This is a genomic window from Streptomyces sp. L500 (assembly GCF_054551825.1).
This window is the reverse complement of record NZ_JBTOLC010000027.1, coordinates 1-25,075: the sequence shown is the minus strand read 5'-3', so window position 1 is coordinate 25,075 and position 25,075 is coordinate 1. Positions and strand designations below refer to the sequence as shown.

24 protein-coding genes are annotated in these 25,075 nt (G+C 73.2%); 18 read left to right on the top strand and 6 right to left on the bottom strand.

Annotated elements, in window-relative coordinates:
• Positions 1-33 precede the first annotated feature (33 nt).
• From ACX9I7_RS22625 to ACX9I7_RS22610, 4 genes are all read left to right on the top strand, one after another.
• Entirely contained in the window at positions 34-2,913 is a 2,880-nt protein-coding gene (locus ACX9I7_RS22625; protein WP_459388331.1) for a bifunctional acetate--CoA ligase family protein/GNAT family N-acetyltransferase, read from the top strand.
• A 95-nt stretch (positions 2,914-3,008) separates the two neighbouring features.
• The gene (locus ACX9I7_RS22620) at positions 3,009-3,596 is read left to right on the top strand and encodes a DUF5998 family protein (protein ID WP_126916448.1); all 588 of its coding nucleotides are present in this window, start codon (positions 3,009-3,011) and stop codon (positions 3,594-3,596) included.
• A complete protein-coding gene (locus ACX9I7_RS22615; protein WP_459388330.1) occupies positions 3,596-4,804 on the top strand; it encodes an alkaline phosphatase family protein in 1,209 nt (402 codons plus the stop codon). The genes ACX9I7_RS22620 and ACX9I7_RS22615 overlap by 1 nt, the downstream gene beginning before the upstream one ends.
• Before the next feature lie 55 nt (positions 4,805-4,859).
• On the top strand, positions 4,860-5,519 hold the full coding sequence (locus ACX9I7_RS22610; RefSeq protein ID WP_459388329.1) for a thymidine kinase: 660 nt from the start codon (positions 4,860-4,862) through the stop codon (positions 5,517-5,519).
• Positions 5,520-5,542: 23 nt separating this feature from the next.
• Here the strand turns inward: ACX9I7_RS22610 and ACX9I7_RS22605 are convergent, their stop codons facing one another.
• Positions 5,543-6,337 (bottom strand): VOC family protein, encoded by a 795-nt coding sequence (locus tag ACX9I7_RS22605; protein ID WP_387571961.1) that lies wholly within the window; start codon positions 6,335-6,337, stop codon positions 5,543-5,545.
• 208 nt (positions 6,338-6,545) lie between these two features.
• Between ACX9I7_RS22605 and ACX9I7_RS22600 the strand changes: the two genes are divergently transcribed.
• Complete coding sequence (locus ACX9I7_RS22600; protein WP_459388328.1) at positions 6,546-7,382, top strand: sulfurtransferase; 837 nt, start codon at positions 6,546-6,548, stop codon at positions 7,380-7,382.
• A gap of 111 nt (positions 7,383-7,493) precedes the next feature.
• On the opposite strand, the gene sepH is transcribed toward ACX9I7_RS22600, so the two are convergent.
• A complete protein-coding gene (sepH, locus tag ACX9I7_RS22595; RefSeq protein ID WP_459388327.1) occupies positions 7,494-8,612 on the bottom strand; it encodes a septation protein SepH in 1,119 nt (372 codons plus the stop codon).
• A gap of 369 nt (positions 8,613-8,981) precedes the next feature.
• Here sepH and ACX9I7_RS22590 point away from each other — a divergent pair, with 369 nt between their 5' ends.
• The gene (locus tag ACX9I7_RS22590; RefSeq protein WP_459388326.1) at positions 8,982-10,046 is read left to right on the top strand and encodes a hypothetical protein; all 1,065 of its coding nucleotides are present in this window, start codon (positions 8,982-8,984) and stop codon (positions 10,044-10,046) included.
• Between the two features lie 20 nt (positions 10,047-10,066).
• Here the strand turns inward: ACX9I7_RS22590 and ACX9I7_RS22585 are convergent, their stop codons facing one another.
• Positions 10,067-11,419, bottom strand: a complete 1,353-nt coding sequence (locus ACX9I7_RS22585; protein WP_459388325.1) for a D-arabinono-1,4-lactone oxidase — start codon at positions 11,417-11,419, stop codon at positions 10,067-10,069.
• Positions 11,364-12,620 (bottom strand): MFS transporter, encoded by a 1,257-nt coding sequence (locus tag ACX9I7_RS22580; protein WP_387571947.1) that lies wholly within the window; start codon positions 12,618-12,620, stop codon positions 11,364-11,366. Before ACX9I7_RS22580 ends, ACX9I7_RS22585 begins: the two co-directional genes overlap by 56 nt.
• A 143-nt stretch (positions 12,621-12,763) precedes the next feature.
• On the opposite strand from ACX9I7_RS22580, the gene ACX9I7_RS22575 reads away from it, so the two are divergent.
• Together ACX9I7_RS22575 and ACX9I7_RS22570 are read left to right on the top strand one after the other, a co-directional pair.
• Positions 12,764-13,894, top strand: coding sequence for a ferrochelatase (locus ACX9I7_RS22575; protein WP_459388324.1), 1,131 nt, complete (start codon positions 12,764-12,766; stop codon positions 13,892-13,894).
• Positions 13,895-13,907: 13 nt separating this feature from the next.
• Positions 13,908-14,738, top strand: a complete 831-nt coding sequence (locus tag ACX9I7_RS22570; protein ID WP_387571942.1) for an inositol monophosphatase family protein — start codon at positions 13,908-13,910, stop codon at positions 14,736-14,738.
• Between the two features lie 274 nt (positions 14,739-15,012).
• Here the strand turns inward: ACX9I7_RS22570 and ACX9I7_RS22565 are convergent, their stop codons facing one another.
• On the bottom strand, positions 15,013-15,171 hold the full coding sequence (locus tag ACX9I7_RS22565) for a hypothetical protein (protein ID WP_189449231.1): 159 nt from the start codon (positions 15,169-15,171) through the stop codon (positions 15,013-15,015).
• A gap of 298 nt (positions 15,172-15,469) precedes the next feature.
• Here ACX9I7_RS22565 and ACX9I7_RS22560 point away from each other — a divergent pair, with 298 nt between their 5' ends.
• The 4 genes from ACX9I7_RS22560 (at position 15,470) to ACX9I7_RS22545 (ending at position 18,990) form a co-directional block, all read left to right on the top strand.
• Positions 15,470-16,123, top strand: a complete 654-nt coding sequence (locus ACX9I7_RS22560; RefSeq protein WP_189449229.1) for a response regulator transcription factor — start codon at positions 15,470-15,472, stop codon at positions 16,121-16,123.
• Positions 16,124-16,129: 6 nt separating this feature from the next.
• A complete protein-coding gene (locus tag ACX9I7_RS22555) occupies positions 16,130-17,428 on the top strand; it encodes a sensor histidine kinase (protein ID WP_386724933.1) in 1,299 nt (432 codons plus the stop codon).
• 427 nt (positions 17,429-17,855) lie between these two features.
• Positions 17,856-18,152, top strand: coding sequence for a DUF4193 domain-containing protein (locus ACX9I7_RS22550; RefSeq protein ID WP_126916461.1), 297 nt, complete (start codon positions 17,856-17,858; stop codon positions 18,150-18,152).
• A gap of 13 nt (positions 18,153-18,165) precedes the next feature.
• Positions 18,166-18,990 (top strand): hypothetical protein, encoded by an 825-nt coding sequence (locus tag ACX9I7_RS22545; RefSeq protein WP_387571938.1) that lies wholly within the window; start codon positions 18,166-18,168, stop codon positions 18,988-18,990.
• Positions 18,991-19,111: 121 nt separating this feature from the next.
• On the opposite strand, the gene ACX9I7_RS22540 is transcribed toward ACX9I7_RS22545, so the two are convergent.
• Positions 19,112-19,555: a DUF3093 domain-containing protein gene (locus ACX9I7_RS22540; RefSeq protein WP_189449222.1), complete on the bottom strand. Its 444-nt coding sequence runs from the start codon at positions 19,553-19,555 to the stop codon at positions 19,112-19,114.
• Between the two features lie 59 nt (positions 19,556-19,614).
• Between ACX9I7_RS22540 and ACX9I7_RS22535 the strand changes: the two genes are divergently transcribed.
• The 6 genes from ACX9I7_RS22535 to kdpB all read left to right on the top strand — a co-directional run.
• Entirely contained in the window at positions 19,615-20,199 is a 585-nt protein-coding gene (locus ACX9I7_RS22535; RefSeq protein ID WP_126916464.1) for a PaaI family thioesterase, read from the top strand.
• Between the two features lie 5 nt (positions 20,200-20,204).
• A complete protein-coding gene (gene dut, locus ACX9I7_RS22530) occupies positions 20,205-20,705 on the top strand; it encodes a dUTP diphosphatase (protein ID WP_358629533.1) in 501 nt (166 codons plus the stop codon).
• A gap of 1 nt (position 20,706) precedes the next feature.
• Positions 20,707-21,477 carry a DUF3710 domain-containing protein gene (locus ACX9I7_RS22525; RefSeq protein ID WP_240667505.1) on the top strand — a complete coding sequence of 257 codons (771 nt, stop codon included), beginning with the start codon at positions 20,707-20,709 and terminating at the stop codon, positions 21,475-21,477.
• Between the two features lie 369 nt (positions 21,478-21,846).
• Positions 21,847-21,936, top strand: coding sequence for a K(+)-transporting ATPase subunit F (gene kdpF, locus ACX9I7_RS22520; RefSeq protein WP_043188605.1), 90 nt, complete (start codon positions 21,847-21,849; stop codon positions 21,934-21,936).
• Between the two features lie 8 nt (positions 21,937-21,944).
• Positions 21,945-23,636 (top strand): potassium-transporting ATPase subunit KdpA, encoded by a 1,692-nt coding sequence (kdpA, locus tag ACX9I7_RS22515; protein WP_387571932.1) that lies wholly within the window; start codon positions 21,945-21,947, stop codon positions 23,634-23,636.
• Positions 23,633-25,075 (top strand): potassium-transporting ATPase subunit KdpB (kdpB, locus tag ACX9I7_RS22510; protein WP_459388323.1); only part of this gene is annotated, 1,443 nt, incomplete at its 3' end. The genes kdpA and kdpB, both read left to right, overlap by 4 nt.

Genomic DNA, 25,075 nt, shown 5'->3' with positions numbered 1-25,075 from the left:
CCCGCTGTCGGTGCCCGGCCTTACTCTGGGCCCATGCAGACGCCGTCCGAGCACGCGTACCCGACCCACTGGGAAGCCGACGTCGTGCTGCGCGACGGCGGCATCGCCCACATCCGCCCCATCACGCCCGACGACGCGGGACGGCTGGTCAGCTTTTACGAGCAGGTGTCGGACCAGTCCAAGTACTACCGCTTCTTCGCCCCCTACCCCCGCCTCTCCGACCGGGACGTCCACCGCTTCACCCACCACGACTACGTCGACCGGGTGGGCCTGGCCGCGATCGTCGGCGGCGAGTTCATCGCCACCGTGCGCTACGACCGCATCGCCCCCGCCGACGAGGCCGAGGTCGCCTTCCTCGTCCAGGACGCCCACCAGGGGCGCGGCGTCGCCTCCGCCCTGCTCGAGCACATCGCGGCCGTCGCGCGCGAGCGCTCGATCCGGCGCTTCGCCGCCGAGGTGCTGCCCGCCAACAGCAAGATGATCAAGGTCTTCACGGACGCGGGCTATACGCAGAAGCGCAGCTTCGAGGACGGCGTCGTCCGCCTCGGCCTCGACCTGGAGCCCACCGACGCCTCCCTCGCCGTGCAGCGCGCCCGCGAACAGCGCGCCGAGGCCCACTCGGTGCAGCGCCTGCTCACCCCGCGCTCCGTCGCCGTCGTCGGCGCCGGCCGCGAGCCCGGCGGCATGGGCCGCACGGTGCTGCGCAACATCGTCGCCGGCGGCTTCACCGGGCGGACGTACGCGGTCAACCGCGCCTTCCCCGAGGAGCCTTCGCGCCTGGAGCCCGAGGGCGTCCCGGCCCACCGCTCCCTCGGCGGCATCGCCGAGCCGGTCGACCTCGCGGTCGTCGTCGTCCCCGCCGAGGAGGTCCCCGCCGTCGTCGCCGACTGCGGCGAGCACGGCGTCCAGGGGCTCGTCGTGCTCACCGCCGGGTACGCCGAGAGCGGCGGGAGGGGCCGCGCCCGCCAGCGCGAGCTGGTCCGCCAGGCCCGCTCGTACGGCATGCGCGTCATCGGCCCCAACTCCTTCGGCCTCATCAACACCGCCGAGGCCGTCAGACTCAACGCCTCCCTCGCCCCCGAGCTGCCCACCACCGGGCGGGTCGGGCTGTTCAGCCAGTCCGGCGCGATCGGCATCGCCCTGCTCTCCGGGCTCCACCGGCGGGCGGCCGGCCTCGTCGGCATCTCCACCTTCGTCTCGGCCGGCAACCGCGCCGACGTCTCCGGCAACGACTTCCTCCAGCACTGGCACGACGACCCCGACACCGACGTCGTCCTGATGTACCTGGAATCCATCGGCAACCCGCGGAAGTTCGCCCGCCTCGCCCGGCGCACGGCCGCCCGTAAGCCGCTCGTCGTCGTCAAGGGCGCCCGGCACGGCGCCGCCGCCCCGACCGGCCACGCCGTGCCCTCCACCCGCATCCCCGATGCCACGGTCTCCGACCTGCTGCGGCAGGCCGGCGTCATACGTGTCGACACGGTCACCGAGCTGGCCGACACCGGACTGCTCCTCGCCTCCCAGCCGCTCCCCGAGGGCCCCCGCGTCGCGATCTGCGGCAACTCCGAGTCCCTCGCCCTGCTCACGTACGACGCCTGCCTCACGGACGGGCTGCGGCCCCTGCTGCCCCGCGACCTGACCACGTCCGCCACCCCGGCGGACTTCCGCGCCGCGCTCTCGGCCGCCCTGGCCGACCGGGCCTGCGACGCCGTGGTCGTCACCGCCATCCCCTGGGTCGGCGACACCTCCGCCGCCGACCTCGCCACCGCCCTGCGCGAGGCCGTCGCGACGGCCCCCACCGCGAAGCCGGTCGCGGTCGTCCACCTGGAGATCCCCGGCCTGGCCGAAGCCCTGGCGGCCCCGCTCCCGGACCGGCCCGCCGAGGATGCCGGTGACCCGGCCGGCGGGGTGGCCGCCGGATCCGCGCCCGCCTCCGGTGCACCCGAACACGCGCCCGCCCCCGGTGCACCCGCACCCGACCCGAGCCCAGCCGCAGGCGCCCCCGCCCCCGGATCCGCGCCCGCCTCCCGCGAGCCCGCCATCCGGATACCCGCCTACCCCGCCGCCGAGCGAGCCGTGCGGGCGCTCGCCGAGGCGGTGCGTTACGCGCGGTGGCGGCGGGACGTCGCCGTGCCCGGGCGGGTGCCCGAGTACGACGACATCGACGAGGAGGGCGCCGCCGCCGACATCGGCGTCCTCCTCAAGGCCCACGGCGCCGTCGCCCCGCGCGCCGTGACGCTCTCCGCCCCCGACACCCAGCGCCTCCTCGCCCGCTACGGCATCGCCGTGCTGCCCGCCCTGCCCGCGCCCGACCCCGACAGCGCCGTGGACGCCGCCCGGCGGCTCGGCTTCCCCGTGGCCCTCAAGCCCACCGCGCCCCACCTCCGCCACCGCGCCGACCTCGGCGGGGTCCGCCTCGACCTCGGCGGCGAGGCGGAACTGCGTCGCGCCTACGCGGAATTGACCGAGCTGCTCGGCAAGCCCGAGGAGCTGAGCCTCGTCGTGCAGTCCATGGCGCCGCGCGGCGTCGACACCGTCGTCCGCGCCGCCATCCACCCCACCGCCGGCGCCGTGCTCTCCTTCGGGCTGGCCGGAGCCCCGTCCCTGCTGCTCGGGGACATCGCCCACCGTCTCGTCCCGGCCACCGACCGGGACGCCGCCGAGCTCATCCGCTCCGTGCGCACCGCGCCGCTGCTCTTCGGCTGGCGCGGCTCCGCCCCCGTGGACACCGCGGCCCTGGAGGAGCTGCTGCTGCGGGTCTCGCGCCTCGTCGACGACCACCCCGAAGTCGTCGGCGCCGACCTGGAGCCGGTGATCGTCGCCCAGCACGGGGTGCACATCCTCGGCGCGACCATCCGGCTGGCCCCGCCCCCGGCCCGCTCCGACCTCGGCCCGCGGAGTCTGCCCCTGTACTGAGCCCCGGCACCGAGCCCAGTACTGAGCCCCGGCACCGAGCCCGTGGCCGGGGATCGGCGGCAGCCGGACCCCGTACGCCCCGTAGGATGGGACGTATGGCGAAGACCGGTACGACGACCCAGGGGCTGCGCGCGGCCATCGAGCGCAGCGGCTACTACCCGGCCCTCGTGGCCGAGGCGGTGGAAGCCGCCGTGGGCGGTGAGCCGGTCGTGTCGTACCTGGTCCACCAGGAGACGACGTTCGACTCCAACGAGGTGCGCCGCCATGTCACGGTGCTCGTCCTCACCGGTACCCGATTCATCGTCAGCCACACCGACGAGCAGGCCGCCGACGGCACCTCCCCGTCCCCCTACGCCACCACCTCCACCGAGTCCGTGAAGCTCGACCGGATCTCCTCGGTGGTGCTCAGCCGCGTCGTCGCCAACCCCGAGGCCTACACCCCGGGCACCCTGCCCCGCGAGGTCGTCCTCACCATCGGCTGGGGCGCCGTCTCCCGCATCGACCTCGAGCCCGCCGCCTGCGGCGACCCGAACTGCGACGCCGACCACGGCTACACCGGCTCCTCCACCGCCGACGACCTCAGCCTGCGCGTCAGCGAGGCGGGTGACGGCCCGGACACCGTCCGTCAGACCCTCGCCTTCGCCCAGGCGCTCTCCGAGGCCACCGCGGCGACCACCCGCTGATGTCCTACTCCACCGCGGCCGGCCATGCCTGGCACGAGCCCGCCCCGCTCGACCCCCGCTCCGCCCCGCTGCCCCGCTACGGCACCGGCTCCCTCGCCGACCTGCTGCCCTCGGTCGCCGCGGGCCTCGGCGTGCCCGGGATGTCCTCCGGGATGGAGCTGGCGCCCGCCGACCGGGTCTGCGTCTTCCTGATCGACGGCCTGGGCTGGGAGCTGCTGCGCGCCCACCCCGACGAGGCCCCGTTCCTCCACTCGCTGCTGGGCACGTCCATGAACGGCACCGGCGCGCCCATGACCGCCGGCTTCCCCTCCACCACCGCGAGCTCCCTCGCATCGGTCGGCACGGGCCTGCCGCCCGGCGCCCACGGCCTGGCCGGCTACACCGTCGCCGACCCGGCCACCGGGCAGCTGATGAACCAGCTCCGCTGGCGCCCCTGGACCGACCCGCACGCCTGGCAGCCGTACCCCACGGTCTTCCAGCTCGCGGACGCGGCCGGGATCGCCACCTGCCAGGTCTCCTCGCCGGACTTCGAGCACACCCCGCTGACCAAGGTCGCGCTGAGCGGCGGCACCTTCCACGGCCGGCTCTCCGGCGAGGAGCGGATGGACTTCGCCGCCGAGCGCCTCGGCGCCGCGGACCGCTCGCTCGTCTACACGTACTACAGCGAGGTGGACGGCAAGGGCCACCGCTTCGGCGTCGACTCCGAGGAGTGGCGCGGCCAGCTGATGTACGTGGACCTGCTCGCCCGGCGGCTGGCCGAACAGCTGCCGCCGCGCTCGGCCCTGTACGTCACCGCGGACCACGGCATGATCGACATCCCGTTCGACCCGGAGTCGCGCATCGACTTCGACGAGGACTGGGAGCTGCGCGCAGGCGTCGCCCTGCTGGGCGGCGAGGCGCGGGCCCGCCACGTCTACGCGGTGCCCGGCGCGGCCGCCGACGTCCTGGCCGTGTGGCGCGAGGTGCTCGGCGAGCAGATGTGGGTCGCGGGCCGGGACGAGGCGATCGAGGCGGGCTGGTTCGGCCCGCCCGGCGAGGGCGTCGACGACCGGGTGTACGCGCGGATCGGCGACGTCGTCGCCGCCGCCCGCGACGACGTCGCGATCGTCGCCACGGAGACCGAGCCCAACGAGTCGAGGATGGTCGGCCTCCACGGTTCCATGACGCCGGTCGAGCAGCTCGTGCCGCTCCTCGAAGTCCGCTCCTGAGCCTCCCCGTTCCACCCCCCACCCCCACGATCAAACGAAAGGCATCGGCCTTCCCATGCCCGAGCTGGTGTTCTTCTCCGGAACGATGGACTGCGGAAAGAGCACCCTCGCTCTGCAGATCGAGCACAACCGGTCGGCCCGCGGCCTCGAGGGGCTGATCTTCACCCGCAACGACCGGGCCGGCGAGGGCAAGCTGTCCTCCCGGCTCGGCCTGGTCACCGACTCCGTCGAGGCGGGGGAGGGGTTCGACTTCTACGCGCACCTGGTCGGGCAGCTCTCGGCGGGCGGCCGAGCCGACTACGTCATCTGCGACGAGGCCCAGTTCCTCGAGCCGGAGCAGATCGATCAGCTGGCCCGGATCGTCGACGACCTCGAAATGGACGTCTTCGCCTTCGGCATCACCACCGACTTCCGCACCAAGCTCTTCCCGGGCTCCCAGCGTCTGATCGAACTCGCGGACCGCGTCGAGGTCCTCCAGGTCGAGGCGCTGTGCTGGTGCGGGGCACGGGCCACTCACAACGCCCGTACGGTCGGCGGACAGATGGTCGTCGAGGGCGCGCAGGTCGTCGTCGGCGACGTCAACCAGCCGGAGACCGTGGTCGGTTACGAGGTGCTGTGCCGACGCCACCACCGCCGTCGGCTGACGGCGGCCGCCGCGCGCGCGGCGGCCCTGTCGCCGGACGTGCTGCCGGTGGACCGCGAGAACGCGGGCTGAGCCGGGCGGATCCCGACGTCCCCTCAGCCGGCCGTCCGCAGCAGGGTGAAGACGGCCCCCTCCGGGTCCTCGACCGTCGCCGCGCGCCCGGTCGCCACCTCCGCCGGGGCGTCCACGACCCGGCCGCCCAGCTCGGCGACCCGCTCGGCGGCCGTGTCCACGTCCGCCACTTCGAAATACGTCATCCAGTGCGGATGCCGCAGCGCCGGCCCCGCGCCCCGGATCGCCGCCACCGGACGGCCGTCCAGGTGCAGCGTGAACGTGTCGGCGCCCACGGCGCCGGACGACTTCGTCTCGTACCCGAACAGCGCGCGGTAGAACTTCAGCACCGCGGCGGCGTCATGGGTCACCAGTTCGTGCCAGACCGGGGTGCCGGGCACACCGGCCGGACCGGGATCGGCCGCCCCCCGCCCCTGCCGGACGCCGAACGGCGCCCCCGCCGGGTCCGTGGCCAGCACCAGCCGCCCCGCGTCCTCGTCGGCCAGCGGGCCCACGCCCACCGTTCCTCCGGCGCAGTGGATCCACTCCGCGGAGGCGTCCGCGTCGTCGCTCGCCAGATAGGTGGTCCACGCGTTGGCGCGTTGACGATCGGGCGGCAGGCCCCCGATTCCGGCGACGTCCCGGCCGTCGATCGTGGCCCGGACGTACGGCCCCGGCCGGCCGGACCCGGGAGCGTAGTAGGACCACCCGAACAGCCCGCCGTAGAACTCCTTGGCCGCCTCCAGGTCCTGCGCCAGGAGACTCGTCCAGCAAGGAGTGCCCGGTGTCTGCCGCCGGGTCGCCCCGCGGTGCTCGGAGGAGCCCCATACCTCGGTCATCGTCAGTATCTCCTCGGACCATCGTGGTGGCCGCGCGTCCCGCCGGGACACGCGCCCCGGCCGCGCCGGGCGTAAGGGTTCCCGCTGAGCATGCCCGAATTCGTGATCCGCTTCCGTGTCCTCGGCAGCGCCGTCCAGTATCGATCAGCGACGCGCCTTCTGGCCAGGGGACCGTTCGGAGCAACGCGGACTACGCCAGGATGGGTTCATGGACGTCATCATCACCGCGAAGGAATGGGCGAGCGAGTCGGCAGGCGAACGGCCGCCGACGCTCCTGGACATCCGCTACCGGCCCGGGGCCGCGCCCGGCCGCCCCCAGTACGAGGCCGGGCATCTCCCGGGCGCGGTCTACGTCGACATGGACGCCGAACTCGCGGCCGAACCCGGCGAGAGAGGCCGTCACCCGCTGCCGGACACCGCGGCGTTCGGGGCGGCGATGCGACGGGCGGGGGTGCGCTCCGACCGCCCGGTCGTCGTCTACGACGACGGTCTGGGCTGGGCCGCCGCCCGGGCGTGGTGGATGCTGCGCTGGGCGGGGCACCCGTCCGTACGCGTCCTGGACGGCGGCCTCGCCGCGTGGACGGCGGCCGGGGGCGAACTGACGACGGAGGTGCCGGCGCCGGCCGACGGCGACTTCGTGCCCGAGCCGGGCGCGCTGCCGGTGCTCGACGCGGACGGCGCGGCGGCGCTGGCGCGGCGCGGGGTGCTGCTGGACGCGCGGGCGGGGGAGCGCTACCGGGGCGAGGTGGAGCCCCTCGACCGGGTCGCCGGGCACATCCCCGGCGCGGTCTCCGCGCCCACGACCGAGAACGTCACCGAGGACGGCCTCTTCCGTCCGGCCCCCGAGCTCGCGGCCCGCTTCGCGCGCCTGGGCGCGACGGGGGCGGCGGAGGTGGGCGTCTACTGCGGCTCGGGCGTCTCCGCGGCCCACGAGATCCTCGCCCTGGCGGTGGCGGGTGTGCCGGCGGTGCTGTACGTCGGGTCGTGGAGCGAGTGGTCGTCGGACCCGGCACGGCCGGTGGCGACGGGGGCGGACGCGGGCTGAGCCGGCCGCGGCGGGGCACCCTTCCTCCGCCGCGACGGCGGTCGGCCACCGTGTAGACGTCCGGCGGCGCCGACCCGGCCTGTAGGCCGGGTCGGCACCCACGGGGCCGGATCAGTCCTGCTTCTTCCGCCGCGTCCCGAAGACGATCTCGTCCCAGCTCGGCACCGCCGCCCGCCGCCCGGGGCGGACGCCGTCCGCCTCGGCCTGGCGGTCCGTCGTGCCGATCAGGCGTTCGCGGTGCCCCGCCACCGACCGTGGCATGAGCACGTCCGCGTAGGCGGACCCCGCGCTGGCCGCCGGGGCCGGGGGCTCGACGACCTCCGTCTCCTCGCCCGGGGCGTCGGACGGGGGCGGGGGGATCGCGCCGACGGCCGGGGGCGTCGACGGCGGCTCGGGTACGACCATGTCGCCCCGGAAGCTCGGGACGGCCTCCAGCAGGCTGGTCAGCGAGTCGCGGTCGCGCTCCTTGGGCGCGGGCGCGTCCTCCGCCGGCGCGTCGCCGGAGGGTGCCTCCGCGTCCGGGCCGGCGGACTGCGACCGGTCCCGGTCGAGGGAACGGTCCAGCGGCCGGTCGCGCGGCAGCCGGGCGATGCGCGGCACGAACGGGAAGGTCGGCTCGGGCGTGTCGTCGGTCTCGCCGATGAGCGCCCGCGCCTCGTCGTCCAGCGCCTGAACGATCCGGCGCGGCGGATCGTAGGTCCAGCTGGCCGCGCGCGGCTCGCCTGCGGCGCGGTAGACCAGCAGGACCTCCCACGTGCCGTCGTCGCGGCGCCAGGAGTCCCACTGGGCGGTGTCCTTCTCGGCGCCGCGCAGCAGCATGCGCTCCGCGACGGTCTCGCCGAGCGGCGGGCCGCTGTTCTCACCGGGGCGGCGCACGGGTGTCTTGCGGGCGCGCTCCGCCATGAAGGCGCGCTCGGCGAGCACGGGGCCCTCGAAGCGGCGTACGCGCTCCACGGGGATGCCCGCGAGCTGGGCGACCTCCTCCGCCGAGGCACCGGCCCGGATGCGGGCCTGGATGTCGCGGGGCCGGAGGTGGCTCTCCACCTCGATCTCGATCTGGCCGAGGCGTGCGCGGTCGTTGCGCACGGCGGCGCGGAGCCGCTCGTCGATGGGAAGCGTGTACTCCGTGCTGTCCGCAGACTTGAGCACCAGCCGTGTGCCGTCGTTGGAGACTGCCACGACACGCAGTTCGGGCATGGGGACCTCCCGGGTGGTGCCTGCCGACGTCACCTGCGTCGCTGCTTCCGCTAGTCGAGTGTGGCCTGCCCGGGTAGCAGCCTGCCACAACATTGCCGAGTTGACGGGGCGAGAGCCGCCCGGGCCCCTCCCGACGGGTCCGGTGGTTTCCGGGCAGCCGAACGGGATATTGGGGCCAGGGCTCGCCACAGTACTCCATTCGGGCCAGCGGGCGTGGATCGGCGCGCCAGCGAAGTTCTCGTGCGGCAAGGGAGTTGGAATGCGCCCCTTGCGGGGGGCGTGTCCGGGTCCGGTTCCCGTGGGTGGCGAGGTTCACATAATCGCCCGATTCGGAACTGTTCGTTAGGCTCGAATGTCTCTTCTGGCTATAAGAGGGACCGAAGGGAACAACAGAGGCTGGAGATGGACGACAAAGCCGAAACTGAGGCAAAAGCCAAGGGCAGGCGTCTGGAGCTGAGCGTCGCACAGGTGGCCGGTAGTGCGCTGGCGGCGGTCGTGGCGGCCATGCTCGCGGGCCGGCTCGGGGTGTACGGCACGGTGCTCGGTGCCGGAGTCGTCAGTGTCGTGGCCACGACGGGTGGCACAGTCTTCCAGCACCTGTTCAAACGTACGGGTGAGCAGATACGCGACGTGGCGACCCCGTCGGAGCCCCGGCTCCGCCAGGTCCCGGTGCGCGACGCGTCCCGCGCGGTGGGCCGGGCACGCTCGGCCGACCTGGAGCGCACCCAGCTGCTCGGGCAGGTCGACGCGGCGGACCCGCCACCGGGGACCGAGGACCGTACGCAACTGCTGCACCAGGTGTCACATCCCGGTGCGAACCCGGCGCAATCCGAGGCGTGCGCCGGTGCGTACACCGGCGCGCATGACGACGCGTACATCCACGCCTCCTCCGCGGAGTTCTCCGAGGAATTCTCGAAGGGCACGACCCACGGCACCCGGCTGCGCGGCCGCAAGCGCCCGCTGCTGGCGGCCGCCGCCGTCTTCGCCCTGGCCATGGGCACGGTGACGGCGGTGGAGCTCGTCTCCGGTTCCAGCGCGGACGGGGACAAGGGCGGGACGACCGTCAGCCGGATCTTCCAGCCGGACAGGAGCGAGAAGAAGCAGGACGAGGACCAGGCTCCGCCGCAGACCCCGGACCCCGGCCGCTCGCACGACGGGAACGGGGCGGGCGCGGGCGACGGCGGCTCGACCCCCTCCCCGGGCGCGTCGCAGCAGGGCGGTACGGGCGGCAAGCCCACCCCGGACCCCACGCCGACCCCGTCCACCGGCGGCGGCACGCCGAAGCCGACCCCGACGCCGGACTCCGGCACGTCGCCGGACCCGGGCAAGGGCGGGACCGACGGCAAGGGCGGCACCGGTGGCCAGGGCTCCGGCGGCACGGGCGGCCAGTCCCCCTCGCCGCAGCCCGGCCAGAACGCGGCGGCAGGCACGAGCACCGGCACCACCGGCACGGGCACGGCCTCGTAGGACAGGCCGGGCCCGTGCCATCACCGGCCCAGGACCCGCCGCAGGTAGGGGTTGGCGAAGACACGGTCGGGATCCAGCCTGTCCCGTACCGCCGTGAACTCCGCGAAGCGCGGATAGACGTCGGCCAGATACGTGGCGTCACGGCCGTGGAGCTTGCCCCAGTGCGGCCGTCCCCCATGGGCCGTCATGATCTGCTCGACGGCCGTGAAATACGCCTGGTGCGGTGTGCCCCTGTACATGTGTACGGCGATATAGGCCGTATCCCGGCCCGAAGCGGTGGACAGCGGGATGTCGTCCGCCGGGGCCGTCCGCACCTCCACGGGGAAGCTCACCCGCAGCCGCCGCCGCTCGATCATCGCCCGCAGCTCCCGCAGGGCCGCCATCGCCGCCTCACGCGGCAGCGCGTACTCCATCTCCAGGAAGCGCACCCGGCGGGGGCTGGTGAAGACCTTGTAGGGAATGTCGGTGTACGTGCGGGCGGACAGGGCCCGGGCGCTGAGCCGGGCGATCCCGGGGACGGTCCCGGGGACGGCCCGGCCCAGCGCGCAGACGGCGCCGAAGAGCCCGTTCGACAGCAGTTCGTCCTGCACCCAGGCGGCGGCCCGGCCGGGCGGGTCCGCCGGGCCCGCGCCGCGGTTGTTCCGCTTGGTGACGCAGCGGTCGGTGTGCGGGAACCAGTAGAACTCGAAGTGCTCGTTCTCCGCGACGAGCGCGTCGAAGCCGGACGTCACCGCGCCCAAGGACATCGGCTCCTCGCGCGCGGTGAGCAGGAACTCCGGCTCGACCCGGAAGGTGATCGCGGTGAGCACGCCCAGCGCGCCGAGGCCCACCCGCGCCGCGGCGAACACCTCCGGGTTCTCCCGCGCCGAGCAGGTCAGCACCGACCCGTCGGCGGTCACCAGCTCCAGCCCGGCGATCTGGGCGGCGATCGCGCCCGAGTCGCGGCCGGTGCCGTGGGTGCCGGTGCTGACGGCCCCGGAGACCGTCTGCTCCATGATGTCGCCCATGTTCGTCAGGGACAGGCCCCGCGCGGCGAGCTCCTGATTGAGCCGGCGGAGCGTCATGCCCGCGCCGACCGTCACGGTCCCGGCGGCCCGGTCGACCGAGTGGACGCCCGCCAGGCCCTCCGGGCGTATCAGCAGACCGTCGGTGGCCGCCGCGGCGGTGAAGGAGTGGCCGCTGCCGACCGCCTTCACCGTCAAGCCGTCGGAGGCCGCCCGGACCACCGCCGCGGACAGCTCCTCCGCGGTCCTCGGGGCCACCGTGCGCGCGGGCCGGACGGTGACGTTCCCCGCCCAGTTGCGCCATAAGTCGTCGTCATGCCTGGTGCTGCTGCTCAGCCAGGCGCTGCCCGTCCTTGCCGTCGCCCCCATGGGCGCGCACCCCCACCCGCTCCGGCGCCGGCCGCAGCCGGCGGTACCCGAGGAACGCGCCGACGGCCGCGAGCAGTCCCGCCGCGCCGGGCACCGCGTACCCCGCCCGGGCCCCGGCCGCGTCCACCACCCAGCCGGCGGCCGACGAGCCGAGCGCCACGCCGACCGCCAGCCCGGTGCTCGTCCAGGTCATGCCCTCGGTCAGCTTCGCGCGCGGTACGTGCTGCTCGACGAGGGCCATCGTGGTCACCATCGTCGGCGCGATGGCCAGGCCCGCGACAAAGAGCGCCACGGCCAGGAACGGCAGGTTCCCGACCAGTTGGAGGGGGATCATACTCACGGCCATCGCACACACGCCCAGCACCCAGCGGCGGGCGGCGTCGCCCTTCAGGTGCAACAGGCCGAAGACCACGCCGGCGATGCCGGAACCCAGCGCGTACACCGCGAGCACCAGGCTGGAGGCGGCCTTGTGGCCCTGATTCTCGGCGAAGGCCACGGTGACGACCTCGATGGAGCCGAACAGCGCGCCGGTGGCCACGAAGACCGCCACCAGTACCTGGAGCCCCGGCGAGCCCAGCGCGGAGCCCGCCTGGTCCGTCCGGGGGTGCGGCTTCGGCTCGGTGGCCCGCTGCGCGGTCAGCCACACGACGCCGATCGCCAGGAAGCAGGCCGCCAGCAGCGGTCCCGCCTCGGGGAACCAGCTCGTGGACAGGCCGATCGACAGGATCGGCCCGACGATGAACACCACCTCGTCGATGACGGACTCGGCCGAGTACGCCGTGTGCAGCTCGCGCGGCGAGCCGTGGAACAGCGCCGCCCAGCGGGCCCGCACCATCGACCCCACGCTCGGCACGCAGCCCGCGCCGGCCGCGAAGACGAACAGCGTCCACTCGGGCCACCGCTGCTGCGCGCTCACCAGCAGCCCGGTGACGGCCGTCAGCGCGATGGCCGTCGCCGGGCGGAGTATGCGCCGCTGTCCGTGCCGGTCGACCATCCGGGAGACCTGCGGCCCCAGGACGGCGGCGGAGAGCGCCAGGGTCGCCGAGACGGCGCCGGCCAGCCCGTACCGGCCGGTCAGCTGGGAGATCATCGTGACGACGCCGATGCCGAGCATCGACAGGGGCAGCCTGCCGACGAGGCCCGCCGCGGCGAAGCCCTTGGTGCCGGGGGCGGCGAATATCGCGCGGTAGGGACTGGACAAGGACGGCTCCCGGGAAGGTCGGCACTGGGGACGGGTAGAGGGTGCCGTAAGGGACGTAGGTGGCCGATACAGCTTACGTCCGGATGTTCGTGCGACGCACCGCCATTTCCCGGCTGTCAGTGGCGGGTGGCAGGATCGGAGGCATGTCGGATCAGCCATCCCACGCCCCCTATGACGCCCTGCTGTTGCTCTCCTTCGGCGGGCCCGAGGGGCCGGACGACGTCGTCCCGTTCCTGGAGAACGTCACCCGCGGCCGGGGCATCCCCCGCGAGCGGCTCAAGGAGGTCGGGCAGCACTACTTCCTCTTCGGCGGCGTCAGCCCGATCAACGACCAGAACCGCGCCCTGCTGAGCGCCCTCCGCGAGGACTTCGCGGCGCAGGGCGTCGACCTCCCGGTCTACTGGGGCAACCGCAACTGGGCGCCGTACCTGACCGACACGCTGCGGCGGATCGTGGCCGACGGCCACCGCCGCGTCCTGGCCCTGACCACCAGCGCCTACGCCTCCTACTCCGGCTGCCGGCAGTACCGGGAGAACCTCGCCGACGCGCTGGCCGCGCTGGAGGCCGAGGGCCTGCCCCTGCCGCGCGTCGACAAGCTGCGGCACTACTTCAACCACCCCGGCTTCGTCACCCCCATGGCCGAGGCGACGCTGGCCGCGCTCGGCCGGCTGCCCGAGGAGGTCCGGGCCGGCGCCCACCTGGCCTTCACCACCCACTCCATCCCCACGGCCGCCGCCGACACCTCCGGACCGGCCGAGGGCCACGGCGACGGCGGCGCCTACGTCGCCGAACACCTCGACGTGGCCCGGCTCGTCGCGGAGGCGGTGCGGAAGGAGACCGGCGTCGAGGACCGCCCCTGGCGCCTCGTCTACCAGTCGCGCAGCGGCGCCCCGCACATCCCCTGGCTCGAACCCGACATCTGCGACCACCTGGAGGCGGTGCGTGCCGAGGGCGCGCCGGCCGTCGTCATGGTGCCCATCGGGTTCGTCTCGGACCACATGGAGGTCAAGTACGACCTCGACACCGAGGCCGCCGCCAAGGCCGCCGAGCTGGGCCTGCCCGTGGCCCGGGCCGCCACCGTCGGCGCCGACCCGCGCTTCGCCGCCGCCGTCCGCGAGCTGGTGCTGGAGCGCGCGGCGACCGAGCGGGGCGAGCGGCCCGAGCGCTGCGCCCTGGGCTCGCTCGGGCCCTCCCACGACCTCTGCCCCGTCGGCTGCTGCCCGGCGCGGGCCCCGCGCCCGGCGGCCGCCGGTGCCGACAGCCCGTACGCGTAAGGAGCCACCGACCGTGACCGATGCGCTTGACGCCCTCGATGCCCCCGATGCCCTCAAGGACGAACTCCTGGCCGTGGCGCTGGAGGCCGCCGACCGGGCCGGCGCGCTGCTGCGCGACGGCCGGCCCGCCGATCTCGGCGTGGCCGCCACCAAGACCAGCCCCATCGACGTCGTCACTGAGATGGACATCGCCGCCGAGAAGCTGATCACCGGCTTCCTCGCGGAGCGCCGCCCGCACGACGGGCTGCTGGGGGAGGAGGGCGCCAGCACCGAGGGCACCAGCGGGGTGCGCTGGGTGATCGACCCCATCGACGGCACGGTCAACTACCTGTACGGGCTGCCGTCGTGGGCCGTGTCGATAGCGGCCGAGATCGACGGCGAGGCGGTCGTGGGCGTCGTCGCGGCGCCGATGCGCGGGGAGACGTACCGCGCGGTACGCGGGCGGGGCGCCTTCGAGGGGGAGCGGCGGCTGCGCTGCCGGCCCGCGCCCGTCTTCTCCCAGGCCCTCATCGGCACGGGCTTCGGCTATCTGACGGCCCGGCGCGCCGCCCAGGCGGAGGTGGTCCGCGCGCTCCTGCCGGAGGTGCGGGACATCCGGCGCGGCGGGTCGGCGGCGATCGACCTGTGCGACGTGGCCTGCGGCCGGCTCGACGGGTACTACGAGCGGGGGCTCAATCCCTGGGACTACGCGGCGGGCGCCCTCATCGCCCACGAGTCCGGCGCCCTGACGGGCGGCCGCCGCCCCGAGGACCCGGCCTCGGGCGAGCTGACGATCGCGGCGGCGCCGGGGCTCTACGAGCCGCTCCAGGCCCGGCTGGAGGAGCTGGGGGCCTGGCACGACTAGGCCCTTTCCGGCGGATCATGCGGTGCCCCGGAGGGGCGCGGGGCCGTGACACCGTGCGGCTCCGCCGCGTGGGCGCGACAAGCCACGACGTGGCCGCACATTGCCCGGACCCCGGGGTGGCGTGTCGGCTGCGGGCCATCGCCGGCCGATCGCGCAGTTCCCCGCGCCCCTACGGGGCGCCGTGGTGGCGCGTGACGAAGTGGGGTGCCCGCCGGCACGCAGGCGCCCCCGGCACGGACCGAAGCCGTGCCGGGGGCGCTCCGCGCTGTGCGGATCAGACCTGTACGCCGTGCTCCGCCGCCAGGCGGTGAAGCTCGTCGAGCTCCGACTGTTCGACGTCGGCGAGGTAGTCGTCGCCCGTACGACGGGCGTGGTCGAGGTCGGACCGGGTCGTCTCTATGCGCTGCAGAATGCCAGCGGTGAACGCGTCCATGGTGCTGCGCCCCCTCGTCGTGGGTTGGCGGCACGGGGGTGTGCCACGGCGAAAACGATCACTGCGTGGAGTACCCGCGTACGCGGAGGCGTACGGAGAAGCGTGATCGCGGGTGTGCAGACGTCTTCCCCACCCCGGTCCCGGCGGAAACCTTCGGCCGCCGAAGAATCCGGAATCCTTCCCCAGCAGTCCGCCAGGCACCCCTTACAGCCGGTTTACCGACATCCGAGGCAGGATGGAGGAACCCATCAGGGGTCATCACGCCTGCCCACACGGGCCAAGAGGAAGGAAAAGCGCCGTGCGCGTACTCGTCGTCGAGGACGAGCAGCTGCTCGCAGACGCCGTCGCCACCGGACTGCGCCGGGAGGCCATGGCCGTCGACGTCGTGTACGACGGAGCCGCCGCCCTCGAACGCGTCGCCGTCAACGACTACGACGTCATCGTGCTCGACCGCGACCTGCCGCTCGTCCACGGCGACGACGTCTGCCGCAAGGTCGTCGAGCTCGGCATCCCCACCCGGGTCCTGATGCTGACCGCCTCCGGCGACGTCAGCGATCGCGTGGCCGGCCTGGAGCTCGGCGCCGACGACTACCTTCCCAAGCCCTTCGCGTTCAGCGAGCTCACCGCGCGCGTCCGGGCGCTGGGCCGGCGGACGACCGTCGCCCTGCCGCCCGTGCTGGAGCGGGCCGGCATCAAGCTGGACCCCAACCGCCGCGAGGTGTTCCGCGACGGCCGCGAGGTGCAGCTGGCGCCCAAGGAGTTCGCGGTCCTGGAGGTCCTCATGCGCAGTGAGGGTGCCGTGGTCTCGGCCGAGCAACTGCTGGAGAAGGCCTGGGACGAGAACACCGACCCGTTCACCAACGTGGTCCGGGTCACCGTGATGACCCTGCGCCGCAAGCTCGGCGAGCCCCCGGTGATCGTCACCGTCCCGGGCTCCGGATACCGGATCTGAGCCGCGATGTCCCAGACCCCCGCCACCCCCACGCCCCCGCCGCCTCCCGCCCCTCCGGCGGGCGGGCCGGGCCCGGCGGCCACGCCGCCCCCCAAGCCCACCTGGGACCCGCGCCAGCCGGTCGTACGGCCCTTCCCCTGGCTGCGCCCGACCATCCGGATACGCCTCACCCTGCTCTACGGCGGGATGTTCCTGATGGCCGGCGTCCTGCTGCTGACGATCATCTATCTGCTGGCCGCCAACGCCCTGGAGGTCGGCAGCGAACCGCTGATCAAGCTGGTCGACGGCAGCCAGGTCCAGGTGACCCGTAACACCTGCCCTGCGCTGAAGAGCCCGGGCCTCAACGCCGAGCAGGCCAACAGCATCCTCAACGGCTGCATGGTCGACCAGCGGGCGGCGGCCCTGGGCTCCCTGCTCCGCCGTTCCCTCCTCGCCCTCCTCGGCCTCGCCGTGATCGCCTTCGCCTTCGGCTACGCCATGGCCGGCCGGGTCCTCTCCCCGCTGGGCAAGATCACGCGGACCGCCCGCCGGGTGGCCGGCACGGATCTGAGCCGGCGGATCGAGCTGGGCGGCCCGGACGACGAGCTCAAGGAGCTGTCGGACACCTTCGACGAGATGCTGGACCGGCTGGAGCGGGCCTTCACCGCCCAGCAGCGCTTCGTCGCCAACGCCTCGCACGAGCTGCGCACCCCGCTGGCGATCAACCGCACCCTGCTGGAGGTCAGCCTGTCCGATCCCGGCGCCTCCCCGGAGCTCCAGCAGCTGGGCAAGACGCTGCTGGCCACGAACGAGCGCAGCGAGCAGCTCGTGGAGGGCCTGCTGCTGCTCGCCCGCAGCGACAACGAGATCGTGGACCGCAAACCCGTGGACCTCGCCGAGGTGGCCTCCCAGGCCCTCGACCAGGCGCGCGGGGAGGCCCAGACCAAGGGCGTGGAGCTGCGCGGCACCCGGCAGCCCGCGGTCGTCCAGGGCAACGGCGTGCTGCTGGAGCGGATCGCGCTGAACCTCGTGCAGAACGCGGTGCGCTACAACACCCCGGACGGCTGGGTGGAGGTCACGACCCAGGCCCTGCCGGGCCAGGCCGTGCTGATCGTGGAGAACACCGGCCCGGTCGTCCCGGCCTACGAGGTGGACAACATCTTCGAGCCCTTCCGCCGGCTGCGCACGGAGCGTACCGGCAGCGACAAGGGCGTCGGCCTGGGGCTGTCCATCGTGCGCTCGGTGGCGCGGGCGCACGGCGGGCGGATCACCGCCGAGCCCCGTGAGGGAGGTGGCCTGGTCATGCGGGTCGTCCTGCCCACCTGACTGGTGCCGACCCGGGCGACACCCGGGCCGGGAAGTCTGCGAGAATAGGGCGTCGCGGGTTCGCTTTGGGCGGAATTCATCCGGTCCGCCCGGCATCGCGGCTGTGTGTGATCGGTCACATACGCAGACTTCCGGCCATCTACTCTCCGTGACCGGCGGCCCCGGGGGAACGCCTGAAAAATGGGGGTTTCCGGGGGTCCTGATCACGGGAAGTACACGGAATGGCATGGCCGTACACGGCATTTCGACCGTGTACGGTCCCCATCGACACCCGTCCCGATCACCTCTTCAGGTGTGCGGTTGGGTGTCGATTGAGTAACAGACCTTGATGTGAGGCAAAATCTCCGCCTCGGGTCGGGCACAAGTCCGGCCTCTCACGCGTTACGTGCGCTGGAGATACCGCAGACACCCAGAGGGGGAGAGCGACATGGCAACGGACTACGACACCCCACGCAAGACCGACGACGACGTCGACAGTGACAGCCTTGAAGAACTGAAGTCCCGGCGGAACGACAAGTCCTCGTCGACGGTCGACGTCGACGACTTCGAGGCCGCCGAGGGTATGGAGCTGCCCGGCGCCGATCTTTCCAACGAGGAGCTGGCCGTCCGGGTCCTGCCCAAGCAGGCCGACGAGTTCACGTGCATGAGCTGCTTCCTCGTGCACCACCGCAGCCAGCTCGCCGGGGAGAAGAACGGCCAGCCGATCTGCCGCGACTGCGAGTGAGGCAGGGTCTGCCATGGCAGGCTCGAACCCGTTCCGGAAGCGGCGCTCCCAGCGGCCCGGGCTGACCTCCGGGCCCGGCGAGGACGTCACTGGCGGCGCGGTCGAGGCGGGTGCCGACCCGACCGCCGAGCGAGGCCGCATGGCCTCGCTCGCCGCCGCCGTCGGCCAGGAGGCCGCCGTGCGGCTGCGCAAGGGCGGCCGGGGCGCCCGGACGGGCCTCACCGCCGTCGCGGACCGGATCATCGCGAACGCTCCACGCATCCCGGTGCGTGATCTCGCGACCCTTCGCGCGCAGTTCCCCGGCCTCGGGCCGGAGGAGCTCGCGGACAAACTGGTGGCCGGAGCCGCCTACGGCACCTCCACCGTGGGCGCGGGCATCGGGGCGGCGGCCATGCTGCCCGTGCCGCCCGCCATGCCCGCGGAGCTGGCGGCCGAGGTCATCGGCGTCGCCGCCGTGGAGTACAAGCTCATCGCCGAGCTGCACGAGGTGTACGGCGTCCGGGCCCCCGGCGACGGGCGCCAGCGGGCCGTGGCCTACCTGGGCGCCTGGGCCGACGAGCGTGGCATCGACGTCACGTCCCCCTTGACCGTCAACGCCGCGCTCGGCGGCCAGCTCCGCCGCGAGCTGCGCCAGCGGGTGCTGAAGCGCACCTTCCGCAACTTCCCCAAGCTCACGCCCTTCATGATCGGCGCGACCGTCGGCGCGGTGATGAACCGCCGGGACACCAAGCGGCTCGCCGAGAAGGTCCGCAAGGACCTGCGCGCCCGGCAGATCTCCTGGGACGAGCTCGCGGGCACGCCCTCGGAGCCGCCGGACGAGGGCCTGGGGCTGGCCTGAGACGCCGCGAGGGCCGACCGGACCCGACCCGGAAGCCCGCGAGGGCCTCCCAGAGGCCCGTGTGGCCCTTGTGGGTGACCGCCTGGGGCCCGGGACCGGGTCCCGGACCACCGGCCCGCCCTCAAGCCCGTACGGCCTCGACCGCGGCGGCCAGTCGCTCGGGGTAACGCGTGGAGAGGTAGACGTACGGAGTCGGGTCCGCCGGGTCGGTGACCTCGATCCGCACCGCCGTGGGCACATAGCCGCGCAGCAGCATGAACGCGCGGGTGTCCGCCTTGTGGGTGCGCCAGGCGCGGGCCTCCTCGGCGTCCAGCACCTCCGGCACCCCCAGCGCCGTGACGGGGATCTTCGCGTCGCCCGCCACCAGCGCGCCGCCGACCACCCGGATCCGCGCGGAGCCGTACGAGCTGACCGCCATCGCGGACAGCGCCGAGCCGCCGATCAGCCCGCCCAGCATCGGCAGGGTGCCCAGCGGCAGCAGGATCAGCGCCATGGCGACGCCGGCCAGGACCGCGATGACCCACCAGGAGCGGGGCGCGGTCAGGCGTTCTTCGTAAGGCTGCATGCGCACAAGCTTGGCACGGACGGGACCGGGCCCCGTCCGCGCGGGTAAGGTCAGCCCCTGTGAGTGGACGAACGACAGCGCTGACACCGCCGGCCGACGCACGGCCTCCGGTGCGGCACCCCGAAGCCCCCGCGCCCGGAGAGATCATCGGGTCGCACTACGAACACTGCTTCGGCTGCGGCGGCGGTCAGCCGCACGGGCTGCACCTGGAGACCCGCGCCGGCGACGGGGTGAGCGTGACCGCCGAGTTCCGCGTCAGGGAGGCCCACCAGGGCGCCCCCGGCCTGGCGCACGGCGGTGTACTGGCCACGGCCCTGGACGAGACCCTGGGCTCGCTGGGCTGGCTGCTGCGCACCATCGCGGTGACGGGGCGGCTGGAGACGGACTTCACGCGTCCCGTGCCGGTCGGCACCGTGCTGCACCTGACGGCCGAGGCCGTCGCGGTGCACGGTCGCAAGATCTACTGCACGGCCACCGGCCGTATCGGCGGGCCGGAGGGCCCGGTCGCGGTGCAGGCGGACGCGGTGTTCATCGAGGTCAAGGTCGACCACTTCATCGAGAACGGCCGCAAGCAGGAGATCCAGGCCGCCCTCGCCGACCCCGACCAGGTGAAGGTCGCCCGAGCCTTTGAGGTGAACCCGTGAGCGTCGTGCCCCGTCCGCGACTGGACGTCCTGATCCGCCGGGTCGACCCCGAGGTGCCCATTCCCTCGTACGGGCACCCCGGTGACGCGGGCTGCGACCTCGTCACCACCGAGGCCGCCGAGCTCGCCCCCGGTGAGCGCGCGGTGCTGCCCACCGGCATCTCCATCGCGCTGCCCGACGGCTACGCGGCGTTCGTCCACCCCCGGTCGGGCCTGGCCGCCCGCTGCGGGGTGTCCATGGTCAATGCCCCGGGCACCATCGATGCCGGGTACCGTGGAGAGATCAAGGTGATTGTGGTCAATCTGGACCCGCGCGAGAGCGTCCGGTTCGAGAGGTTCGACCGCGTCGCCCAATTGGTTGTCCAGCAGGTCGAGAAGGTCCGCTTCCACGAGGTGGCGGAGCTTCCCGGCTCGGCGCGGGCCGAAGGGGGCTTCGGGTCCACCGGTGGCCACGCTGCCGTGGGGAATGGATTCGCTTCGGTCGCCTGCGACCGGGAAGGACAGTGACGTGTTCGGTCGTCGCCGCAAGCGCAGCGAGGACGTTGTCGATCGTATCGACGACGTGGCCTCCGAGGAGTTGACTGAGGACTCCCGGGCCGCAGAGGCCACCGCGGCCGAGAGCCGGATCCGGCTGGAGCCGGGGCCGCGCCCCGACGGTCCGTGGGACGCCTCCGAGGTCGGGGACCCCGCCGAGGGCCGGGTGGACCTGGGCGGACTGTTCGTGCCCGGCGTCGAGGGCATGGAGCTGCGGGTCGAGGTCGCCGGCGAGGCGATCGTCGCCGCGACCGTGGTGCTGCGCGACAGCGCCGTCCAGCTCCAGGCGTTCGCCGCCCCCAAGCGCGAGGGCATCTGGGGCGAGGTCCGCGAGGAGATCGCGGCCGGCATCACCCAGCAGGGCGGTGTCGTGGACGAGGTCGAGGGTCCGCTCGGCTGGGAGCTGCGGGCCCAGGTGCCCGTGGCGCTGCCGGACGGCACCCAGGGCGTCCAGCTCGTCCGCTTCGTCGGCTGTGATGGGCCGCGCTGGTTCCTGCGCGGTGTGATCTCCGGCCAGGGCGCGGTGCAGCCGCAGACCGCCGGGCTGCTGGAGCAGGTCTTCCGGGACACGGTCGTGGTGCGCGGGGAGTCCCCGATGGCGCCGCGCGACCCGATCGTCCTGAAGCTGCCCGAGGACGCGCAGATGGTGGCCGAGGGGCTCCAGCAGCAGGAGGAGCCGGGCTCCCGCTTCGCCGGCGGGGTGGACCGTCTCCAGCGCGGCCCGGAGATCAGCGAGATCCGCTGACCCGAGCCGCCGGAAGGATCGCCGACGGCTGCCGGAGAGACCGCCGGGCGGCTGCCGGAAAGGGCCGCCGGGCGGCCTGAATACGCTGTTTCGCTGGGCCGGAACCCGTAATACGGGTTCCGGCCCAGCGGCGTTTCCGGAGCATTTCCGCAGGTCCGGAGCGTCCGCGTCAGGATCTCGTCAAGGGGGCGCTAATGGCCGTAAGGGAGGCGTCAACGGAAGTGCTACCGGACGGTAGTGGAGGTTTCCTCTAGAGGTCCGTTCTTCCGAACCTCTCTAGGAGCACACGATGGCCGATGTGGCCTTCGTCGTCACCACCATCGCGGTCTTCGCGCTGGTGGCTCTCGTCGCCAAGGGGGTGACGAAGCTGTGACCGCCGAGAACATCGTCGGCCTCGTCGTGGCCGTCGCCCTGCTGGGCTACCTGATCCTCGCCCTCGTTTTCCCGGAGAGGTTCTGAGCACCGACATGAGTCCCGTCCTCTCCGGAATTCTTCAGCTCGTCGCGCTCATCGGCGCGCTGGCCCTGGTGTACATCCCGCTCGGCGATTACATGGCCCGCGTCTACAGCTCCGAGAAGCACCTGCGCGCCGAGAAATGGATCTACCGCCTGATAGGCGCCGACCCCGGCGCCGAAATGCGCTGGCCCGCCTATCTGCGCGGCGTCCTCGCCTTCTCCGCCGTCAGCCTCCTCTTCCTCTACCTGCTCCAGCGGGTCCAGGGCGTGCTGCCGGAGTCGCTCTCGCTCGGCTTCACCGCGATCAGCCCGGACCAGGCGTTCAACACCGCCGCCTCGTTCGTGGCCAACACCAACTGGCAGTCGTACTCCGGCGAGCAGGCCATGGGCCACGCCGTGCAGACGCTCGGCCTCGCGGTGCAGAACTTCGTCTCCGCCGCGGTCGGCATGGCCGTCGCCGTCGCCCTCGTCCGGGGCTTCGCCCGCTCCCGCACCGGCGAGCTGGGCAACTTCTGGGCCGACCTGGTGCGCGGCACGATCCGGATCCTGATCCCCCTCTCGGTGGTCGGCGCGCTGATCCTCGTCGCCTGCGGCGCCATCCAGAACTTCGCCGGCATCCACGACATCGGGCAGCTGGCGGGCGGCACCCAGCAGGTCAACGGCGGCGCCGTGGCCTCCCAGGAGGTCATCAAGGAGCTCGGCACCAACGGCGGCGGCTACTTCAACGCCAACTCCGCCCACCCGTTCGAGAACCCCAACGCGTTCACGAACCTCTTCGAGATGTTCCTGATCCTCGTCATCCCCTTCGCGCTGACGCGAACCTTCGGCAAGCTCGTCGGCAACGTCAAGCAGGGCTACGCGATCCTGGCGACGATGGGCTTCATCTGGTTCGCCTTCACCGTGCTGATGATGTGGACCGAGTACGCGCACCACGGCGCGGCGCTCCAGGCCGCCGGCGGCGCGATGGAGGGCAAGGAGCAGCGCTTCGGCGTCGGCGCCTCCGCGATCTTCGCGACCACGACCACCCTCACCTCGACCGGTGCCGTGGACTCCTTCCACTCCTCCTACACCGGCCTCGGCGGCGGCATCACCCTGCTGAGCATGATGCTGGGCGAGATCGCCCCCGGCGGCGTCGGCTCCGGCCTCTACGGCATGCTCGTGATGGCGATCATCGCGGTGTTCATCGCGGGCCTGATGGTCGGCCGCACGCCCGAGTACCTCGGCAAGAAGATCGGCACCCGCGAGATCAAGCTCGCCGCGTGCTACATCCTCATCACCCCGACCCTGGTCCTCGGCTTCACCGCGCTGTCCATGGCCCTGTCCACGCCGCCCGGCTCGATCCTCAACGGCGCGTCGAACTCCGTGAACAACAGCGGGGCCCACGGCTTCTCCGAGGTCCTCTACGCCTTCACCTCCGGCGCCAACAACAACGGCTCGGCCTTCGCGGGCCTGAACGCCAACACGCAGTGGTACAACACCACGATCGGCCTGGCGATGCTCCTCGGCCGCTTCCTGCCGATGGTCTTCGTCCTGGCGCTGGCCGGCTCGCTCGCCGAGCAGAAGCCCGTCCCCGAGACCGCGGGCACCCTGCGCACCGAGAAGCCGCTCTTCGCGGGCCTGCTCGTCGGCGCGATCCTCATCATCACCGGCTTGACCTACTTCCCGGCCCTGGCCCTTGGCCCGATGGCGGAGGGACTCTCATGAGCACGACCACCCCTGTCCGACCCACCTCCGAGGACCCCAAGGACGTCGACGCGCACGGTGCCCAGGAGCCCGGCCGCGTCGCCGGCGGTCTCTTCGACCCGGCGCAGCTGCTCAAGTCCCTGCCGGACGCGTTCAAGAAGCTCGACCCCCGGGTCATGGTCAAGTCCCCGGTGATGTTCGTGGTCGAGGTCGGCTCGGTGGTCACCACCGGGCTGGCGCTGAAGAACCCGGGCGACTGGTTCGGCTGGACGATCACGATCTGGCTCTGGCTGACCGTCCTGTTCGCCAACCTCGCCGAGGCCGTCGCCGAGGGCCGCGGCAAGGCGCAGGCCGACACGCTGCGCAAGGCGAAGACCGACACGGTCGCGCGCCGCCTGACCGGCGACGGTGGCGAGGAGTCGGTGGCCGGCACCGAGCTGCGCGTGGGCGATCTGGTCGTCTGCGAGGCGGGCGACATCATCCCGGGCGACGGCGACGTCGTCGAGGGCGTGGCCTCCGTCGACGAGTCGGCCATCACCGGCGAGTCGGCCCCCGTCATCCGCGAGTCCGGCGGCGACCGCTCGGCGGTCACCGGCGGTACGAAGGTCCTCTCCGACCGCGTCGTCATCAAGATCACGACCAAGCCGGGCGAGACCTTCATCGACCGGATGATCAACCTGGTCGAGGGCGCCGCCCGGCAGAAGACGCCGAACGAGATCGCGCTGAACATCCTGCTGGCCTCGCTCACCATCGTCTTCCTGCTCGCCGTCGTCACCCTCCAGCCCTTCGCGATCTACGCGGGCGCCGAGCAGACGATGATCGTGCTGGCCGCCCTGCTGGTCTGCCTCATCCCGACGACCATCGGCGCGCTGCTCTCCGCCATCGGCATCGCGGGCATGGACCGGCTCGTCCAGCGCAACGTGCTGGCGATGTCCGGGCGCGCGGTGGAGGCCGCGGGCGACGTCTCCACGCTGCTGCTCGACAAGACGGGCACCATCACCTACGGCAACCGCCAGGCCGCCGAGTTCGTGCCCGTCAAGGGCACCATGGCCGCCGAGGTGGCGGACGCCGCCCAGCTCTCCTCGCTGGCCGACGAGACGCCCGAGGGCCGCTCGATCGTCGTCCTCGCCAAGGAGAAGTACGGCCTGCGCGAGCGCCACGAGGGCGAGCTGGTGGGCGCCGAGTGGATCCCCTTCACCGCCCAGACCCGGATGTCCGGCGTGGACATCGACGGCCGCAAGGTCCGTAAGGGCGCGACCGGTTCGGTCGTGGCCTGGGTGAAGGAGCGCGGCGGCACCGTCGCCGACGACGCCACCAAGCTCACCGACGACATCTCGCAGGCCGGCGGCACGCCGCTCCTCGTCGCGGTCGAGGACGACAAGGGTCCGCGCGTCCTGGGCGTCATCCACCTCAAGGACGTCGTCAAGGAGGGCATGCGCGAGCGGTTCGACGAGCTGCGT